The organism is Nocardia sp. NPDC058518, assembly GCF_042719655.1.
Classification (GTDB): Bacteria; Actinomycetota; Actinomycetes; order Mycobacteriales; family Mycobacteriaceae; genus Nocardia.
Map to the genome: position 1 here is coordinate 363,656 of NZ_JBHXNJ010000001.1, position 18,028 is coordinate 381,683.

At 65.6% G+C, this 18,028-nt stretch carries 15 protein-coding genes and 4 pseudogenes; 8 read left to right on the forward strand and 11 right to left on the reverse strand.

Going from position 1 to position 18,028, the window contains the following annotated elements; genetic code table 11:
• Positions 1–9 precede the first annotated feature (9 nt).
• Positions 10–1,140 carry a zinc-binding dehydrogenase gene (locus ACFWPX_RS01595; RefSeq protein WP_378924954.1) on the reverse strand — a complete coding sequence of 377 codons (1,131 nt, stop codon included), beginning with the start codon at positions 1,138–1,140 and terminating at the stop codon, positions 10–12.
• A gap of 240 nt (positions 1,141–1,380) precedes the next feature.
• Here ACFWPX_RS01595 and ACFWPX_RS01600 point away from each other — a divergent pair, with 240 nt between their 5' ends.
• On the forward strand, positions 1,381–2,826 hold the full coding sequence (locus ACFWPX_RS01600; protein ID WP_378924956.1) for an aldehyde dehydrogenase family protein: 1,446 nt from the start codon (positions 1,381–1,383) through the stop codon (positions 2,824–2,826).
• Here the strand turns inward: ACFWPX_RS01600 and ACFWPX_RS01605 are convergent, their stop codons facing one another.
• The 6 genes and pseudogenes from ACFWPX_RS01605 to ACFWPX_RS01630 form a co-directional block, all read right to left on the reverse strand.
• Positions 2,827–3,987, reverse strand: a complete 1,161-nt coding sequence (locus ACFWPX_RS01605; protein WP_378924958.1) for an aldo/keto reductase — start codon at positions 3,985–3,987, stop codon at positions 2,827–2,829.
• A gap of 11 nt (positions 3,988–3,998) precedes the next feature.
• Positions 3,999–5,276 carry an FAD-binding oxidoreductase gene (locus tag ACFWPX_RS01610; RefSeq protein ID WP_378924959.1) on the reverse strand — a complete coding sequence of 426 codons (1,278 nt, stop codon included), beginning with the start codon at positions 5,274–5,276 and terminating at the stop codon, positions 3,999–4,001.
• The gene (locus ACFWPX_RS01615) at positions 5,273–5,410 is read right to left on the reverse strand and encodes a hypothetical protein (protein ID WP_378924961.1); all 138 of its coding nucleotides are present in this window, start codon (positions 5,408–5,410) and stop codon (positions 5,273–5,275) included. The genes ACFWPX_RS01610 and ACFWPX_RS01615 overlap by 4 nt, the downstream gene beginning before the upstream one ends.
• An 8-nt stretch (positions 5,411–5,418) precedes the next feature.
• Positions 5,419–6,102 carry a flavodoxin gene (locus ACFWPX_RS01620; RefSeq protein ID WP_378924963.1) on the reverse strand — a complete coding sequence of 228 codons (684 nt, stop codon included), beginning with the start codon at positions 6,100–6,102 and terminating at the stop codon, positions 5,419–5,421.
• Between the two features lie 280 nt (positions 6,103–6,382).
• Positions 6,383–7,135, reverse strand: a pseudogene (locus tag ACFWPX_RS01625) (N-acyl homoserine lactonase family protein).
• Positions 7,126–8,499 (reverse strand): annotated as a pseudogene (locus tag ACFWPX_RS01630) (MFS transporter). The pseudogenes ACFWPX_RS01625 and ACFWPX_RS01630 overlap by 10 nt, the downstream one beginning before the upstream one ends.
• Before the next feature lie 342 nt (positions 8,500–8,841).
• Between ACFWPX_RS01630 and ACFWPX_RS01635 the strand changes: the two are divergent.
• From ACFWPX_RS01635 to ACFWPX_RS01645, 3 genes are read left to right on the forward strand one after another with little or no spacing between them, the layout of a single operon-like run.
• The gene (locus ACFWPX_RS01635) at positions 8,842–9,372 is read left to right on the forward strand and encodes a hypothetical protein (RefSeq protein WP_378924965.1); all 531 of its coding nucleotides are present in this window, start codon (positions 8,842–8,844) and stop codon (positions 9,370–9,372) included.
• Positions 9,369–10,511, forward strand: coding sequence for a zinc-binding dehydrogenase (locus ACFWPX_RS01640; protein WP_378924967.1), 1,143 nt, complete (start codon positions 9,369–9,371; stop codon positions 10,509–10,511). The genes ACFWPX_RS01635 and ACFWPX_RS01640 overlap by 4 nt, the downstream gene beginning before the upstream one ends.
• A 40-nt stretch (positions 10,512–10,551) precedes the next feature.
• Positions 10,552–11,967, forward strand: a complete 1,416-nt coding sequence (locus tag ACFWPX_RS01645) for an aldehyde dehydrogenase family protein (RefSeq protein ID WP_378924969.1) — start codon at positions 10,552–10,554, stop codon at positions 11,965–11,967.
• 50 nt (positions 11,968–12,017) lie between these two features.
• Here ACFWPX_RS01645 and ACFWPX_RS01650 read toward each other — a convergent pair whose 3' ends face one another.
• Positions 12,018–13,070 carry an MBL fold metallo-hydrolase gene (locus tag ACFWPX_RS01650; RefSeq protein WP_378924971.1) on the reverse strand — a complete coding sequence of 351 codons (1,053 nt, stop codon included), beginning with the start codon at positions 13,068–13,070 and terminating at the stop codon, positions 12,018–12,020.
• Between the two features lie 95 nt (positions 13,071–13,165).
• Here ACFWPX_RS01650 and ACFWPX_RS01655 point away from each other — a divergent pair, with 95 nt between their 5' ends.
• The gene (locus ACFWPX_RS01655; RefSeq protein WP_378924973.1) at positions 13,166–14,653 is read left to right on the forward strand and encodes an aldehyde dehydrogenase family protein; all 1,488 of its coding nucleotides are present in this window, start codon (positions 13,166–13,168) and stop codon (positions 14,651–14,653) included.
• A gap of 136 nt (positions 14,654–14,789) precedes the next feature.
• Positions 14,790–15,551 carry an IclR family transcriptional regulator gene (locus ACFWPX_RS01660; RefSeq protein ID WP_378924975.1) on the forward strand — a complete coding sequence of 254 codons (762 nt, stop codon included), beginning with the start codon at positions 14,790–14,792 and terminating at the stop codon, positions 15,549–15,551.
• Between the two features lie 220 nt (positions 15,552–15,771).
• On the opposite strand, the pseudogene ACFWPX_RS01665 reads toward ACFWPX_RS01660, so the two are convergent.
• Positions 15,772–16,185 (reverse strand): annotated as a pseudogene (locus ACFWPX_RS01665) (zinc-binding dehydrogenase); the annotation flags it as partial.
• The gene (locus ACFWPX_RS01670; RefSeq protein WP_378924977.1) at positions 16,100–16,501 is read right to left on the reverse strand and encodes an alcohol dehydrogenase catalytic domain-containing protein; all 402 of its coding nucleotides are present in this window, start codon (positions 16,499–16,501) and stop codon (positions 16,100–16,102) included. The gene ACFWPX_RS01670 and the pseudogene ACFWPX_RS01665, both read right to left, overlap by 86 nt.
• A gap of 90 nt (positions 16,502–16,591) precedes the next feature.
• Between ACFWPX_RS01670 and ACFWPX_RS01675 the strand changes: the two are divergent.
• A pseudogene (locus ACFWPX_RS01675) lies at positions 16,592–16,789 on the forward strand (NAD(P)-binding domain-containing protein); the annotation flags it as partial.
• A gap of 307 nt (positions 16,790–17,096) precedes the next feature.
• A complete protein-coding gene (locus ACFWPX_RS01680) occupies positions 17,097–17,303 on the forward strand; it encodes a hypothetical protein (protein WP_378926151.1) in 207 nt (68 codons plus the stop codon).
• Positions 17,304–17,307: 4 nt separating this feature from the next.
• On the opposite strand, the gene ACFWPX_RS01685 is transcribed toward ACFWPX_RS01680, so the two are convergent.
• Positions 17,308–17,925 (reverse strand): SDR family NAD(P)-dependent oxidoreductase, encoded by a 618-nt coding sequence (locus ACFWPX_RS01685; protein WP_378924979.1) that lies wholly within the window; start codon positions 17,923–17,925, stop codon positions 17,308–17,310.
• Positions 17,926–18,028 lie beyond the last annotated feature (103 nt).

The following is an 18,028-nucleotide window of genomic DNA, read 5'->3' on the forward strand; positions in this document are numbered from 1 at the left end:
GCGGTGCGATCAGGCGTGCGGATCGAGCATCTGGCGGATCACGGTGGCGCTGTGGAGATGATCCAAGGACTCGTTCAGGTCGTCGAAAGTGATAGCGCTCGACTGGAGTTTGTCGACCGGAAGCTTTCCGTCACGGAAGAGACCCAGATACCGGGGGATGTCGCGCTCGGCGACACCCGAACCGAGCATTGCCCCGCGAATCACCTTGTCCTCGGACACCAGTCGAGTGTTGAGGAATTCGAGGCGGGAGTCGGCACGACCCACCCCGACGCACACGATCTCGCCGGCCTTGCGGGTGTAGTCGAATGCGGCGTTCATGGCGTTCTGATTCGCGGTCAGCTCGAATGCGAAATCGACACCGCCAGCGGTGAGATCACGGATCTTGGCGACAAGTTCCGGGTCGGCGGCATTGAATGTGTGCGTGCATCCCAGTTCTTCGGCGATATCGAACTTGCCGTCCAGCAGATCGATTCCGATGATGATGGACGCTCCGGACGCCTTTGCCGCCATCACCGATGTCAGCCCGACGCCGCCGAGACCGACGACGGCGACGGCGTCGCCGGGGCGGACACGTGCCGCGTTGATCACAGCTCCGGCACCGGTGACGACCGCACAGCCGAAGATGGCGGCGACATCGAGCGGGATGTCCTTGTCGATCTTGACCAGGCTGCCGGGTGTCGTCACCGCGTACTGGGCGAAACATGAAACGCCGCTGTAGTGGTACAACGGCTCACCGCGCAAGCTCAGTCGGCGTTCGCCGTTGGGCAGCAGACCCTGGGATCGACTAACGCCGATCCGGTCACAGATTCCCGGACGCCCCGCGGTGCAGTACCGGCACTGCCCGCACCCTCCGGCGGCGGACATGACCACGTGGTCGCCCGGCTCGAGACCGACGACGCCGGAGCCGACCTCACGAACGATCCCGGCGCCTTCGTGGCCACCGACGACCGGGACAGTCCGCTTGCGCTGCCCTTCGACGACCGACAGGTCGGAATGACAGACACCGGCTGCGCTCACCTCGACGAGCACCTCACCCTGGTACGGCCCGTCGAGATCCACCTCTTCGATATGAAACGGCTTGCTCGCGGCAAATGGCTGCGGCAGCCCCTGCTCGACCATGACGGCGGCCTTCATACGCATAGGAAACGACTCCTCGGGTTGTTCTCGGTGTGCTGCGGCGGATCGCGTTCTTCGGGTCGGAGACACTCGCTCCACATGGCCCCGGACTGTGACCGGCATCTCGGGACTTCCTAAACTATGTGTATAGTATGCATCGCTGAGTTGCAAGCGGGAAGAATCACCGAATAGCCCGCTGATCGTCGCTGGCGACGCGAAGCCCTCGAAAATCTGCCCCTCCCCCCCGGAAGGCGTTTGAGCACCATGAACAGCACCGTGAAGACCGATTACGACCTCAAGATCGGCGATTCCTACGAGCGCGGACAGGGCGAGACCATCTCGGTCACCAATCCGGCGACCGGACAGGTGATCGCCGAAGTTCGGGCCGCATCGCTCGACCAGGTCGAACACGCAGTTGCTGCCGCAGACTCGGCGGTCGGTAAGTTGGGCTCACCCGAGGAACGCAGCGCCGCTCTGCACCGGCTTGCGGACATCATCGAAGCCCGCAAGGACGAAATCCTCGACCTCACGATCGCGGAGGTGGGAACCCCGCTGTCCACGGCTCCGGGACTGCACCTGGATTCTCCGCTCAGGGTTCTTCGCTTCTCCGCCGAGTCCGCATTGATCGACCGTACGGAGTACCTCGGACGGCAGGATGGCCCGCCGCCGAACGAAGCCAAGGTCATTTATCGGCCGGTGGGTGTCGTCGCCGCCATCGCCGCCTACAACTATCCGCTCATGTTCGCTGCGATGAAGGTGGGTTCGGCTTTCGCGGCGGGCTGCCCGAGCGTCATGCTGTCGTCGCCACACTCACCGCTGATCCTGCTCGAGTTCGCGAAGTGGGCCGACGAAGCCGGTCTGCCGGCGGGAGCGGTGAGCTCGATCGCGGGCGGCGTCGACATCGCCCAGGGGCTCATCCGGAATCCGCGAGTCGCCAAGGTCAGCTTCACCGGATCGGTTCCGGCCGGGACCGCGGTGATGAAGAGCGCGGCCGACGGACTGCGCGACGTCGTGCTCGAGCTGGGCGGCAAGTCCGCCGCAATCGTGCTGCCATCGGCGGATCCGGCGCAGGTTGCCGGGCCCATTCATTCCCGCTACCTGCGTAATGCGGGGCAGGGCTGCGCGTCTCCGACGCGAATCCTCGTGCAGCAGGACCGCATGCAGGAGTTCATCGAGGCCAGCCGCGAGTACTACGCGACGGTCCGCGTCGGCGATCCCCGAGACGCGTCGAATCTCGTCGGACCTGTCATCAGTGAACCTCACCGCGCACGCGTCCAGGAGTACATCGACTCCGCGATCGAGGACGGCGGCACGATCATCGCGGAGGGTGCACTGCCCGACACCGACGGTGGATGGTGGGTGCGCCCCACGCTGATCGGAGGACTTCCGAACGACGCGCGCATCAACCAGGAGGAGATCTTCGGCCCCGTCGCGACCCTGCAGCCCTACGAAACCATCGAGAACGCCATCGCCATCGCCAACGACTCGTCCTTCGGGCTGCATGCCAGCCTCTTCGGCCCGGTCGACGAGGCCCTTGCCATCGCCGACCGCTTCGACGTCGGCCTCGTGACCGTCAACGGCGGCGGCCCGACCCGCACCGACGCACCCAACGGCGGATGGAAGACGAGCGGAGTCGGCCGCGAACGCGGGGAAGCGGGGATCCGCGAATTCCTCGAGCCCGTCACCGTGCAATGGCCCGTCACCGACTGACTACGCCTTGGGCGGTGCCTCGACATCGGAGAACACCTGCACCGCGTCGGGCAACCGAGCACCCTGGACCTGGATCGCCGCGACCGCCGCAGTCAACTCAGCGATTTCGGCCGCGCTGAACTCGACCGAGGCGGCCCCGTTGTTCTCGAGCATGTGTGCCATCTGCGTCGTACCTGGAATGGGAACGATCCATGGCTTCTGGGCCAGCAGCCAGGCGAGCGCGATCTGTCCGAGGGTGGCCTGTTTGCGGGCCGCCCAATTCTTCAGCAGGTCGACCAACGCCAGGTTGCGCGGCAGGTTCTCCGGGGAGAAGCGGCTCTCGATGCCCCTGATGTCGCCTTGGGCGAAGCGCGTATTCGCATCGATCGCGCCGGTGAGGAAGCCGACGCCGAGCGGGCTCCACGGCACGAATCCGATCCCGAGTTCCTCGCAGATGCCGAGTACCGTCTGCTCCGGTCCACGCCACAGCATCGAGTATTCGCTCTGTACCGCGGTCACCGGCAGGGCGGCGTTGGCGCGCCGCAAGGTGTCGGGACCCATTTCGCACAGGCCCCAGTTCAGCACCTTGCCTTGGTCCTTCAGTTCCCTGACCACACCCGCCACATCCTCGATCGGCACCTGTGGGTCGACCCGGTGTTGGTAGAGCAGGTCGATCCGGTCGGTGTTCAGACGCCGAAGCATGCCGTCGACGACGCGTCTGAGGTGATCCGGGCGGGAATTGGTCTGGCCGCTGCGCCGCTGTCCGGTTTCCTGATCGATGTCCCAACCGAACTTGGTCGCGATCACGATCTCGTCGCGGAACGGCGCGACACCTTCACCCAGAATTCGCTCCACCTTGTGCGGACCATAGGCCTCGGCGGCATCGAAGAAGGTCACCCCGTCGTCGTAGGCGGATCGGATGATCTTGTGCATATCCGACCGGTTGGGCAACGTCGTCTGATAGGTGCGGCTCATGTTCTGCACGCCCAAACCGACCGCGGACACCGCGAGATCGCGGAGCTTGCGTCGCTGGGTCAACGTCGCGGTGCCGTTGTCATTCGACGCGGGTGCGGGTTCTGACGATTGTGCGCACGCCGTCCCGACGAGTGGTACGGCGGCGACAATTCCGGCTGCCGCCAGCAGACCACGTCGACTGAGGTTGATTCCGTTTTCTCCTGGCATGTTTCCTGCCTTCACATGGTGAGTTGTTCCTGATGAATTCGTCGTGAAGAGACGCCCATTCGGCGTAGTAGGCGCTGATTGGCCAGCACGGCCGGGTTCGGGCCGACCACAAAGAAGGCACCTTCGGCCAGGGTCTGTTTCGGGAGCAATTCTGTGAGGTTTTCGCGGTGGAATCGTCCGACACTGATGTTCACCTGCATGCGACCGTCGGCCGCGGCCTGGTATTTCTCGAGGGTGTCGCGATAGTAGGCATCCTCTTCGCTGCGAACGGCCCACAGCAGGTGGATGTTTCGCGTGGTGTGATGGGCGGCGGCCAGGCTGAGCAGTGGCGCGACGCCTGCACCCATTCCGAGCAACACCAGCGGGGCCTGCTCGTCGTGTTTCTGGACGAGGGATTCGAAGCGCCCGTACGGTCCCTCGAAGCGCACCCGGGCGCCCACCGGAACGTCGGTGAGCTTGCGGGTGAAATCGCCGTGCTGACGGATCGTGAACTTCAAGGTCCGCTGATCGTCGTCGGTCACCGAGAACGGATGCCATTCCCTACTCACCCCGGATTCACCTTCGACACGCAGGAAGAAGAAGTCGCCCGGCCGTACCTCGGCCGCTTCGGCATCGAGTTCCACCGACACCTTGCGAGTGCCGTGCTCCGGTTCGTTGGCGATAACCGCGCCCGCGAGGTAGCTGTCCGGCGCGATCCACTTGCGCCAGGCGTAGACGCTCAGCACCGTCACCGTGTAGAGGTCGAGCAAGACCATGAACGGGAAGTACTGGTTGACCCGGATGAGTTGGTGCGCGTGCAACCAGATCATCCCCACCACAACGAGATTCAGCCGATGAACCCAGACTGAGAACTGGTGCCGGAAGACGACTTCGAGTACCTGTTTGGCTTTCAGGAGCACTGTCACCCGGTCGACGAGCCAGCCGCTCAGGAAGAACACCGAGAAGCAGAGCACTCCGAGCGCCAGATAGAACGCCCAGTCCCCCAGGAAGATCGCCAGCTGGTTTCCGGAGTAGGAATTGTCGCGATGAACGAACGCCATGGACACCGCGGCCAGACCGAGCATGCCGTGCAGACCGTAGATCGCGGGCAGACCGACGATCCGCTCGAGCCGTCTCGACCGGACACTCAGCAAGATGGACAGCAGCCACCACGAATAGGCGGTGAGGCCGATGACGATGTAGAACCTGAGTTGCTCGGGCTCCCTGGCCATCGAGTAATAGGTGAATATCAGCGGCAGTGGGAAAATGACCGCGCAGCTCCAGAATGCGAGTGTGCGCAGCAGATTCATGCCACACCCTGACTGACCGACACGGGCGAACCCAGGGCGAAGGCACGCACATTCTGCAGATTGTCGTAAACGCACACCAGCATGACCAGAACAGCGACAACGATCAGAATTGGCTTCTTGAGTTTCGTGCTCACGTGCGTCCTCAGACCATGCCGGCGAGCCAGCTGCGGACTTCGGATTCGGCGTCGTTCATGTCGTCGCGCGAGATCGTGAACGCATCGCTGACCACCGTCGAGTTCGCCAGCTTGTCGGCGATGATCTCGACGGTTCCGGAGAGTCGACTACCGCCGTGGGTGGTGAACGGAATGACGGCCTTGCCGCCGAAGTCGTGTTTTTCCAGGAAGGTGTACACGGGCATCGGCATGTCGTACCAATAGATCGGGTAGCCGATGAAGACGGCGTCGTAGTCCGCCAGGTTCGGGATGAGCGCCTTCAATTCCGGCCGAGCGCCGGACTCTTGTTCCCGCAGCGCCTGCTGTTCGAGAACCCCGAAGTCGAGCGGGAGGGGTTCCACGGTCTCGATTCGGAAGATGTCGGCGCCCAGCCGGGCTTGAATCAGTTGCGCGACAAACTGAGTATTGCCGAGGACTTGTCCGTCGACGACATGCGTGCTGTTCGCCTCGTCCTCGTTCATCCCGTTCGGATCATCGGTCAACGGCAGCGAGAAGTACGCGACTAGGGTGCGTGCGCCGTCCACAGCGCGGTCGAGCGCCACATCCTCGCCACCGCTCCACGGCATTCCGCTCGAAGAACATCCGGCAGCCGCCACACCGGCCAGTGCCAGCCCGGTCAGCGCGAAGAATTTCCTACGTGATGTGTCTGGCATCGGGCGGTGGCCCCTATCGTGTCGGTCGGCTTATTGCGCCGACGCGCCGACGACGTCGGCAGTCAGGCTCGGACTCGAGGCGTCCTTTACTCGGACATTACGTACGTCCCGCCACATGAGGGAGGACCTGTCTTTACACTGATCACCAGTTACTCCCGCCCGGTCATCGGGCGATTCACTCAGATCACGCGCGGGCGGGTCAGGTAGAACTTGGCGGCGGCTGTGGTGGGCCGTGACGAGTAGTGCAGTGCGTGGACCTCGTAGGACGCGGGATCGACGGTCAATCGAACACCCGCCGCTCGATCACCAGCGGGTCGTGGCTTGGGATCACTTCGCAGTCGAAAGTCTCGATCCGGCGCAGACTCTGCTCGTAGGCGACCAGGTCGGTGTAGAGACCCGCCGGGATATGGGCTACCTCGGCGTCACGGGCCCAGTTCTCGTAGATATACACGCAGTCACCCGCGATGAGATAGCGAGTCGAGGCCGCCTCGACCAGGACACCTTGTGATCCGGGCGTGTGGCCGGGCAGCGTGACCACCGAACTTCCGGGGGCAAGGGTGACGTCACCGTCCACCGCGAAGATCTGATCTTCGGCCCGCATCCAGGCAGGTCGCAGATCGTTGATCATCTCGAACTGGCGTCGGTGCCATCACACCGGATCGCGCGCGAAATCGAGTTCACGCTGCTGCAGGACGACGCGCGCATTGGGAAATAGGTGGTTGTTGGAGCTGTGGTCCCAGTGCAGGTGGGTGTTGATCACGGTGGCGACGTCGCCCGGGTCGATGCCGAGCGTGCGCAGGGCGGCGTCGGGCCGCTCGTCGTCGGTCTGTTCCACCCTGAGGTTGTGGAACGGTTCGCCGCCGGAAGCGTCGGCCCCGGTGTCGACGACGGTCGGGCCGTCCGGACCCCCTTCGATCACGAACATGATCAGCGGGACATCGATCGTCCGGCCCCGCCCACGCAGGTAGGTGTTGGCTGGTCGCTGGAGGCCGAGGGCTCGGCCGGTGGACAACGCGGTGATGGTCAGCGCCATGTCTTCTCGCCTCCTACGGTGGGATCCGCACTGAGGTCGGTGCCGCGTGTCTCCCACACGGCGATCGAGCAGAACAGGCTCACCACGCTGTAGCCGGCGAGCAGCACTCCGAAGCTGAAACTACCGAACCGATCGATCATGCCCGTCGCGAGGACCGGCGGCAACGCGCCGCCGACGATGGCCGCACCGCTGTAGGCCAGCCCAGCCGCGGTGTAGCGGTAGCGGGTGTGGAACAGCTCCGACAGGAACGCGCCCGCGATGCCGAACCCGTGGCCCGCGATGCCGAACGTCCCGGCCACCCCGAGGCAGAACGCGGCAACCGACTCGGTGTCCAGAATCGGGAACAGCACCAGCCCCACGGGATACTGACGACGCAGGTGCCGATGAGGACCTTGCGCCGCCCGATGCGATCGGAGAGCGCGGCCGCGGACACCATCGACAGCCCGTTGATGACGTTGCCGATCATGCCCGCGCCGAGCACGGCCGCGTAGCTCAGATCGAGGGTCGCGGTGCCGTAGTTGGTGAGGTAGGCGATGCTGATGTAGCCGAACGCGAAGGAGAACACCAGCGCGCCCGCGCCGATCAGGATCTCGCGCCACTGATTGCTCACCGCGTCCTTGAACGACAGCGAGCTGCGATCGTGACGGTCGCCCTCCTGCTCGAAGACCGGCGTCTCCTCCAAACTCAACCGCACGTACAGACCGAACGCGACCAGGACGATGCTGATGAGGAACGGCACCCGCCAGCCCCAAGCCGCGAAATCGCCGTCGCTCATGACCGTGCTGGTGAGCAGGAAGGTCGCGAGCGCGAGAATGTTCGCCACAGCCCCGCCCAACGGCGTGAACGCGGACCAGAATCCGCGCGACTCCTTCGGGGCGTTCTCGGCGGTGAACAAGGCCGCGCCCCGCCCACTCGCCACCTGCCGCCATGCCCTGTGCGGTCCGCAGCAGGATCAAGGCCACCGGTGCCACGATGCCGATCGACGCGGACGTCGGGAGCAGGCCGATGAGCACGGTGGCGATGCCCATCAGGCTCATCGTCGCCACGAGGGTCTTCTTCCGCCCGAGCCGATCACCAAAATGCCCGAACAGCACTGCGCCGACCGGCCTGGCGACGAACGCCACGCCCAGCGTCGCGAACGAGACGATCGTGCCGGTCGATTCACCGAGGGCGGGGAAGTACGCGTGGGCGAAGACGAGCGCAGCAGCTGTGCCGTAGATCCCGAAATCGTAGAACTCGATCACCGTGCCCATGAAGCTGGCGAAGGCCACCTTAGGCATGGTGTTCGGCGGCGCGTCGGCGGTGGATGCCGTTGCCGCAGAAGGTGATTCTGCGAGTGCGTGGGGTGGGTCGTAGGCGGTCATCGAACCACCGTGTTTCTATATCCGGATAGTTGGACTTGATTACGAACACGGTACGCATGATCCACATCCCACGTCAAGTAGTGTCCCCACCTGCGAAAACAACAAGATCGATAGGCGGCGAATGCAGCGGGGCCAGCCGGGGAGGCCTTGACCTGTGACTGCCATCACGCCTAATGTGTTCCAACATGAGAACAACTGACCGTATATACGAACTCGACGGGCGGCGGTGAGATGGTCGTAAGCATGGCTTTGCCGGTACCTCCGTCCGGCGGAGAACCAGGGCCTCGCTGGCAACGCGAGTCCGACCGAGCACTGCGGCTGACCGAGCGCGTGTTCGAGTCCGTGGCGCTGGCGGCGCTGGCGATCATGGGCAGCGCCTCGGTCAACATTCCAGGGGCGGAGGAATATGAAGCGCTGCAGCGTGGAACCGTCGACAGCGCGGTGAATACCCTGGAATCCATTCTCCCGTATCGCTTCGACGAGGTGATCGATTCCGCGACCACCAACGCGCGCATCGGCGCCTCTCTTGTGGTGATGGCCGTATCGCAGGACGTTTTCGATGGGCTGCCCGCGAATGTGCAGAAGGCCATGGATGAGGCCAATACCGTGGCTATGGCGTCGGCGGCCGCGGCGACCGTCAAGCAGCGCGAGCTCGGCATGGAGAAGACGAAGGGCGATGTCGATTACTACGAGTTGACCGCGGAGCAGCTCGCCGTGCTGGATCCGATGCTGCTCGAGGCCAGGCAGCGGTGGATCGACCAACGCGAAAAGAACGGCGACGCAGGCGGATTGGTCGTCGACGCTTGGCGCACAGCGCTCGAACGAGCCGAAGTCAAGGCGTCGACCACAGCGACGACGGGAGCGGGGAAATGACAGCCAACTTCGACATTCCCGCGACGAGCCGCGCTGCGGTGATCACCGAATTCGGCGCCGACCTCGAGGTCCGCGAACTCCCGATCCCCGATCTGGAACCCGGTGCACTTCTCGTCCGTATCGAAGCGGCGACGGTCTGCGGCAGTGACGTGCATGTGTGGGACGGTTCCCTGCACGCGGGTGGAGTTCGCCCGATCGTTCCACCGGTCGTGCCGGGTCACGAGATGACCGGGGTGGTGGTGTCGATGGCCGGTGACGACATCGGCTACACCGGCGGCGGCCGGGTGGCCATGGGCGACCGGATCGTGTTCACCCAGGGGCGGTGCGGTACCTGCTACCACTGTGCGGTCGCCGGCCAGCCGAACCTGTGCTCGCATCGCAGGAACTATGGCGACAACTGCGATAACCATCCGTATCTGGTCGGTGGCTTCGCCGAGTACTGCTACGTATATCCGTCGTCGCGCAAAATCAAAGTCCCCGATGACGTCGCGCCGGAATGGGCGTCGGCGGGCAGTTGCGCACTGCGCACCGTCATCGCCGCGTACGAGCGGCTCGGCCGGATCGAACCATGGCAGACCGTCGTCATCCAGGGGCCGGGACCGCTAGGACTGTTCGCCACGGCGTTGGCCAAGCGGTCGGGCGCAGCGCGCATCATCGTGATCGGCGCACCGGCCGCGCGGCTGGAATTGGCCCGTGAGTGGGGCGCGACCGATCTCATCTCGGTCGATGACGCCCCGGACGCCGAGACCCGGGTCAGCACAGTCCGTGAACTGACCGGCGGGAACGGCGCGGAGATCGTGCAGGAGTGGTCCGGTGCGGGCAGCGCGTTCGCGGAAGGTCTCGACATGGTGCGCCGGGGCGGTCGGTTCCTGGTCGGCGGGCAGGTCGGTCCACATCACGTGACGATTCAGCCCGCGAAGATCATGAAGAACCATCTCGACATCATCGGGTCGATGTCGGCCGATGATTCGCACTATTGGAAAGCGATGCAGTTCTTGAGCCAGGCGAAGCAGGAATTCGATTTCGACCGGCTCATGACGACACGGTACGGCTTGCACGACGTGACAGCAGCGCTGCGGGGAATGCAGAACCTCAGCGAGATCAAACCGGTCATCGATCCGCGCTTGCTGGCCTCGTGACCAGGCATGTGAACGCTCCAGAGCAGAAGAGGACACCGCAGTGAAAAGGGAAACTCAGATCTACGTCGGTGGTCAGTGGCAGGAATCCACCGCCGATAGCGTCATCGAGGTCGTCAATCCAGCGACCGAAGAAGTCATCGCGGAGGTGGCCCGCGGTACCACCGCAGATGTCGACGCCGCGGTCTCCGCGGCGACCGTCGCATTCGATGATTGGTCCCACTCCACTGTCGACGATCGGGTAGCGGTCCTGCGCGCATGGGCCGATCAGATCGAGGCCAACGCCGACGAGGTGACCGACACGATCGTCGCCGAAATCGGTCAGCCGGTGACATGGGCTCAGCGCGCATCCACGGATATGACGGTGCGGGATCTGCGCAATTTCGCCGACGCGCTTCCGGAGATTCTCTGGGCGGAGCAAGTGGGTACGGCGTCGGTGCGGCGCCTGCCGGCCGGTGTCGTCGGGGCGATCACCGCGTGGAACGGCCCAATTCGATCGGTGTGCCTCAAGGCGGGTGCGGCCATCGCGGCCGGATGCACCGTCGTACTGAAGTCGAGCGAAGTCGCGCCGCTGACGCCGTTCCTGCTGCCCGGCTACACCGAGAAGAGCGGGCTGCCTGCGGGTGTACTCAATATCGTCACGGGGACCGGGCCCGAGGTCGGCGAGGCGATGGTGACCCATCCCGGCGTCGACATGGTGTCGCTCACAGGCTCGGTCCGGGCCGGCAGCCGGGTGATGGAACTGGCGGCCCGGTCGATCAAGAAGGTGGCGCTCGAACTCGGTGGCAAGTCCGCCAATGTGATCCTGCCCGGCGCGGATCTCGACCACGCGATCACCGTCGGCATCCAGGACGCGTTCCGCAATTCCGGTCAGGCGTGCGGTGCGCTCACCCGGGTACTCGTACCGCGGAATCGACTGGCCGAAGCCGAAGCCCTGGCCGCGCTGACCGCGAAATCCTTCATCGTCGGTGATCCGACCGACCGCGCGACGCACCTCGGTCCGCTGGCCAACCGCGATCAGTACGATCGGGTGCGATCACACATCGAGCGCGCCATCGGCAAAGGTGTCACCCTGGTGGCCGGTGGACTCGACCGACCCGAGGGACTGGATCGCGGATTCTATGTTCGCCCCACGGTTTTCTCCGGTACCAACGACGACCGGATTGCTCGTGAAGAGGTCTTCGGGCCGGTGCTAGTGATCATTCCGTTCGACGACGAGGACGATGCTGTCCGGATCGCCAACGACACCGATTACGGTCTCGCGGGCGGAGTTTGGGCTGCGGACCCTGACCACGCGCGCGCTGTCGCCGGCCGGATCAGGACTGGCCGGGTGCGGATCAACGGTGCACCGATCGACATGCGGGCACCGCACGGCGGCTTGAAGCTGTCGGGCATCGGACGGGAGATGGGTCGCCACGGCATCGAGGACTACCTGGAGTACCAGTCGCTGCACGGCTGATCGAGGAGGTCGGCGAGGCGTCCCAATCCTCGCCGACCACCTGCTCGGGGCTAATTGCCCAGCGGCGCATGCCATTCGATCGTGCCCGAGTTGCGCACGCGCGTTCCCAGTCGACCGTCGTGCTCGAGCCGGTGCAGGTGCGCATAGGTCTCCCCCAGCGCCTGGCGCTGCGCTCGCGCGTCGAATCGGTCGAACGGTCGCGACCAGCGGAGCGCGTTAGCCACTTCCCAAACGGTGGCAGCCCCCTGCTCGACGGCCTGCGCGATCTCGCCGAGCCGGTGGGCGTGGTGCTCGGAGAGCACGCCGAGCCGGTCACTCAACCTGTCGAACGGCCATTCGTGGCCCGGTAGCACAAGCGTGGATTCGTCGATGTCGCGCAACAGATTCAGCGAATCGACGAAGTCACCCAGTGGATCCGCGCTCGATCCGGGCCGCTTGGACACGTTCGGGGTCACCCGGGGCAGCACATGGTCACCGGTGAACAGCAGCCCTCGGCTGCGATCGTGGAAGCACAGGTGCCCCGCGGTGTGGCCGGGCGTGTGCACGGCGATCAACGCGCCGTCAGTGTCGGGAACTGAATCACCGTCGGCCAGAACGACATCCGGCGGCACCGAGGCCATCGACGTGACCAGTCGTGTCACTTCCCCCGCCAGTCCGTCGTTGCGCGGGACACCGCACGCGCGCAGCCAGTCGGTCAGCTGCTCAGCCTTGTCGGCGCGGTCCCCGCCGCCGACAACGTACTGGGTTTCGGCGGCGTGCACCGCGATCCAGGCATCGGTGTCCGCCTTGATCCGTCCGGCGAGACCATAGTGATCCGGATGCACATGGGTGGCCACGACTCCGACGATCTCGTCGAGCGCGGCACCCGCGCGCTGCAGCCCGGCTTGGAACACCTGCCATGCCTCGTCGGAGTCCCAGCCGAGATCGACCACGACAATGCCGCCGAGGACGCGCACGCTGTAACAGTAGGAATAGCCGAGAACACTCGGAAACGGCATCGCGGTCGCCCACACCCCCGGACTCACGCACGACGCGATCAGCCGCCGCCAGCCCCGATCCTCGCTCGCCGCCGCATTGTCCGCACCTTCCAACGCCGTTGACATCTGGCCGCCCTCCTGGTTTCGTAGTTCGTATATCCGACCTCCAGTTCGTAAATTAGCACGAATCGGCGACTAGGGTCGCCAACGGAAGGACTCTCATGAGCGCGCTCGACACAGCCTGGAATTTTCCACACAGCGTGCACACCGGGTCGGTCCCGCTGTTGATCGACGGGACCTGGTCGACATCGGCATCCGGACAGACCACACCCACCTACGATCCCGGCACCGGCGATGTCATCGCTCAGGTGACCACGGCAGGCCCACGCGAGGCCGAACTCGCGGTGGCTGCGGCCCGGCGGGCCTTCGACGACCAGCGTTGGACTCGACTCTCTTCGGCGGCACGCGGTGCGATCCTGTGGCGCGCCGCCGAACTGATGCGTGAACAGGCCGACGAGTTGGCCGCCTGGGAGAGCCGGAACATGGGAATCCCCGTTCCGCAGGCTCGCGCTATGGTCGACGAGGCGGCCAATCAGTTCCAGTACTACGCGGGCTGGACAGACAAGATCCATGGCCACACCGTCGATGTCGGCCCGGCTGAGCGTCGCGTCCAGGGCTACACCCTGCGCGAGCCGGTGGGTGTGGTGGCGATGATCGTCCCGTGGAACGCGCCGCTGATCTCGGCGTCGAAAAAGCTGGCACCCGCCCTGGCCGCGGGATGCACGTGCGTGCTCAAGCCCGCCGAGGAAACCCCGCTCACCGCGCTATGGCTCGGTCAGATCCTGCACCGGGCCGGAGTTCCCGACGGCGTGGTCAACGTGATCACCGGGCCGGGCGACACCGTCGGCGCCACGCTCGCCGAACATCCCGATGTCGATGTCGTCGCTTTCACCGGGTCGACCGAGGTGGGCCGCTCGATCGTGCACGCGGCCACCGGAAACCTCAAGAAGCTGCAACTGGAACTCGGCGGCAAGTCACCGGTGATCGTCATGGGCGATGCCGATCTGACCAGAGCGATCCCCGGGGTAGCGGGTGCGGTTTTCTGGAACACCGGGCAGGTGTGCGCGGCGGGCACTCGACTGTTCGTCCACGAGTCGGTCTACGACGAAGTGGTCGCGGGTGTGGCAGCGCACGGACGTCGCCTGCGAGTGGGTTACGGCACGGAGGCCGATGTCGATCTCGGCCCGCTGATCTCGGGCAAGCAGCTCAACCGGGTCAGCGACTATGTGGCGAGCGGGCAGGCACAGGGCGCACGGCTGGTCACCGGTGGTCGACGGATCGGCACCGACGGCTACTTCTTCGAACCCACCGTCCTCGCTGATGTCGACCAGTCGATGAGGGTCATGCGGGAGGAGATCTTCGGCCCCGTCCTCGGCGTCATGCCGTTCTCGACCGTCGACGAAGCCGTCGAACTCGCCAACGACAGCTCGTTCGGCCTCGCCGCGAGCGTGTGGACCGCCGACGGTTCGGTCGGGCACGCCGTCGCGCGCAGGATCCGCGCGGGACGGGTCGGGATCAATGTCCATCGGGCAGGTGGGGTCTACCTCCCGGCCGGCGGTTATCGGCAGTCCGGCTGGGGTCGGGAGAACGGCGAGCGAGCCCTCGACAGCTATCTCGAGGTCAAGTCCGTGGTGTCTACGCTGGCTTGAGGACCCACCAGCGCGAGCGGCTCCCGGCACGTTCACGTATGTGAACTATGATTTGTATTCGCGTACTGAACGCGTTGCGGTTCCGGGCGAGTCACGGCATCATCCGCATGGCGACTGGGAAGGGACGAGATTCAGCATGACCGCTGCGGCGACAGGCCCCAATGGTGAACCCGAACTGCAGAATCACCGAACGATCGACCGGGTGACCAGGATCCTCGAAGAGGTTGTCTACAACCCAGGGATGACGTTCGCCGAGCTCACCAGGGCAATCGACGCCCCGAAGAGTTCGGTGTACGGATTCATTCGGGGGTTGGTGGCTGCGGGCTGGCTGCATCAGGCCGACTCCCGCTTCTATATCGGACCCGCGCTGCACGGTCTGACGCTGGCTAGTGGACACCTGCGGGCGGGCTCTGTCACGGATGCCGACCTGCAGGAATTGCACACCGCGGCAGGGGTCACCGTCTTCCTCGGCGTGCAGGCGGGGACAGACCTAATCTACGTTTCCGAGGCGGGTGCCGACCTGCTGGCAGGTTTCGCGGCGCGCACCAACATTCGGCGCGGGCTGCTCGAAACGGCAGGCGGCAAAGCGCTTCTCGCCGAACTTCCCGCCGACCAGCGCGATGCGTACCTGCGCAAGCGTGGCCAGGAGGAAGTTCACCTCGTGGACGAATTCCTGAGCGAATACGACGACATCAAGCGCACCGGAATCGCCCACAACACCCTGCACGGCGGCGCCAGATACGCGCTGGCCACGGTGGTCCGTGGGCCGGGCGGTAAAGCCGCCGCCGAGGTAACCCTGGTCGGGCGCACCGCTGACGTACAGCCGCGCGAGCGGGAACTGTCGACATTGCTGCTCGATCACGTCGAACGGTGGCGCCGCCGGTCCGGCGGCGCCTGAGCCGTTCGCCGCGCTCAGAAGACGAAAACCCCTTGCCGGACTGCTGACCGTCGAACTCGACGCAGGCTTCGACGGCCTGCGCCAGCGACCAGCGGTGACTGAACAGCTGATCGATCGGAAGATCGTGTCTCGCAACGAATTCAGCACAGCGAAGCTGCTGAACGCTCGACAGTGACCAGGACGTCGCGACAGTGATCTGGCGCGAGAGCAGTCGTCGAACATCGATGTCCACGTGACCACCCAGCCCGATCGCGCACAACCGGCCCCAGGGCGCCAGCGACTCGAGCGCTGCGGTGGCAGCAGCCGTGGCACCGGAGGACTCGACCACCACACCCGCGCCGCCACCACCGGTCAACTCCCGGATCGCCTGCACCGGATCGGCGACGGCGGAGTTGATCGTGTCCGCGGCACCGAAGGTCCGCGCCTGCGCCAATCGAGAATCGGCGAGATCGACCGCGATCACGCGCGCTCCCCTGGCGGCGGCGAGCAGGGTGACCGACAACCCGACCGGGCCCTGACCGAACACCACCAGGTCGACGCCGCCGACGTCACCGAGGCGATCGAGTGCGCCCCACGCAGTTCCGGTGCCACAGCCGATCGCCGCACCCGCCAGGTCCGACACCGCGTCGGGCATCGGCAACACCGATTGTGCCGCCACCGCCAGGTAGGGCGCGCGCGCCGTGCGCGTTCTTGCCGTACACCGTCGCGGGCGCGCTCGTACACATGTGGGTCCAGCCCGCCCGGCACGGCGCACAGCCACCGCACCCCGCGTAGTGGTGCACCATGACTCGATCCCCGATCCGGACCCGGGCAGGGTCGACACCTGCCCAGAGCGCTACCACCACACCCGCCGGCTCGTGCCCGGCGATGGTCTGCCGGGTGCGCGGGTCCGGTTCCGCCCGGTAGTAGTGCAGGTCGCTGCCGCAGATCCCGGACGCGGTGATCTGCACGACGACCTGGCCGAGTCCTGGCGCGGGATCGTCGCAGGCAACTGCGATATCCTGCTCACTTCACTGCCGACCCCAGCGGTAGTCGAGGCCGTGGCCTACGACCCGTCGGGTGTGATGGCGGCCCTCACGCCAGGTTCGGTGTGGTTCGACCTGTCGACCAACTCCTTGGAGCTGATTAAGAAGCTGCACCTCGATCTCGACAATCGCGGGATCAGCTTCTTCGACGCACCGGTCAGCGGCGGACCCGCGGGCGCCGCCGCGGGCACCCTCGCGATCTGGGCAGGCGGCGACACCCCAGTGTTCGAGCAGCACTCCTGGGTGCTCGAACACCTCGCCGATCGCGTCAGCCGGATCGGCGACATCGGCGCGGGCACCACCGCGAAGCTGTTGCACAATGTCGCCGGCGCCGCGATCAACGCGGTCAGCGCCGAAGTGATGACCGTCGGAATCAAGGCCGGAATCGAACCTGCCGCACTCTACGAAGCACTGCGCTCGGGGCCGCCGGTCGCAGGCGCACCTTCGATGCGATCGCGCCCCGATTCCTGGCAGGCAGATTCGACCCGCCGAGCTTCCAGCTGCAACTCGCCTACAAGATGTGCGGCTGGCGCGGGCCCTGACCCAGGATGTCGGCGTCCCGACGCGGATCTGCGATGTGGTGTTCGACGAGATCAGCGCGGCCATGGAGCGCGGCTGGGGCGAACGAGATGCCCAGTCCTCGCTGCTCTTACAACAGGAACGCGCGGGCATCGATCCGATCGCGATATCGCCGGACGTACTCGACGATATTCGCGATCGGACCTGACACCTCACATCACGCCGCCACCGTTGATGTGCAGCACCTGCCCGGTCACATACCGGGCGGCCGGAGTGCACAGGTAGTCGATGCCGTGGGCGATGTCGATGGGCTCGAGCAGCACGCCCATCGGGTTGGCTACGCGGGAGTCGCTGACCGATCCGCGTGTGCCATCGCCGTAGACCGCCGACGCCATCGGCGTATCGGTTAGCCCGGGTGCGATCACGTTCGCCGTGACGCCGTGTTTCGCACCCTCCTGCGCTACCGACTTCGTCAGGGCGATGACCCCAGCCTTGGACGCCGCGTACGCCGCCCGGTCGGCGAGTACACGCACCGCGCCGCCGGAGCTCAGCGTCACTACGCGCCCCCAGCCGCGTTCGATCATGATCGGCAGGCAAGCCCGAATTACGTAGAACGTGCCCGACAGATTGACATCGAGCACCTTCCGCCACAGCTCGTCGGGATGCCCGGCAACCGGATGCGACGCGTTGATGCCCGCGCTGCACACGAGTACATCGGGCATCCCCGTCATCGCCGCGAGGTCGGCGGTCGCGGCGGCAACCACCGCCGGGTCGCTCAGATCAGCGGAGCGCCACGGCAGATCGGCATCCGGCGCTTGCAAGTCGAGCACGCCGAGGGGGGCCCCCCCGGGGGCGCCCCCCCCCCCCCCGGGGGGCGCGCGTGCCCCGGGGAGGCCCCGCACCCCCGCCGCGGTTTGCGCCCCCCCGCCCCGG

Excerpts from the sequence above, each read along its gene's own strand:
- ACFWPX_RS01595 (WP_378924954.1), bottom strand. The coding sequence starts at position 1,140 with ATGCGTATGAAGGCCGCCGTCATGGTCGAGCAGGGGCTGCCGCAGCCA.
- ACFWPX_RS01600 (WP_378924956.1), top strand. The coding sequence starts at position 1,381 with ATGAACAGCACCGTGAAGACCGATTACGACCTCAAGATCGGCGATTCC.
- ACFWPX_RS01605 (WP_378924958.1), bottom strand. The coding sequence starts at position 3,987 with ATGCCAGGAGAAAACGGAATCAACCTCAGTCGACGTGGTCTGCTGGCG.
- ACFWPX_RS01610 (WP_378924959.1), bottom strand. The coding sequence starts at position 5,276 with ATGAATCTGCTGCGCACACTCGCATTCTGGAGCTGCGCGGTCATTTTC.
- ACFWPX_RS01620 (WP_378924963.1), bottom strand. The coding sequence starts at position 6,102 with ATGCCAGACACATCACGTAGGAAATTCTTCGCGCTGACCGGGCTGGCA.
- ACFWPX_RS01640 (WP_378924967.1), top strand. The coding sequence starts at position 9,369 with ATGACAGCCAACTTCGACATTCCCGCGACGAGCCGCGCTGCGGTGATC.
- ACFWPX_RS01650 (WP_378924971.1), bottom strand. The coding sequence starts at position 13,070 with ATGTCAACGGCGTTGGAAGGTGCGGACAATGCGGCGGCGAGCGAGGAT.
- ACFWPX_RS01655 (WP_378924973.1), top strand. The coding sequence starts at position 13,166 with ATGAGCGCGCTCGACACAGCCTGGAATTTTCCACACAGCGTGCACACC.
- ACFWPX_RS01660 (WP_378924975.1), top strand. The coding sequence starts at position 14,790 with ATGACCGCTGCGGCGACAGGCCCCAATGGTGAACCCGAACTGCAGAAT.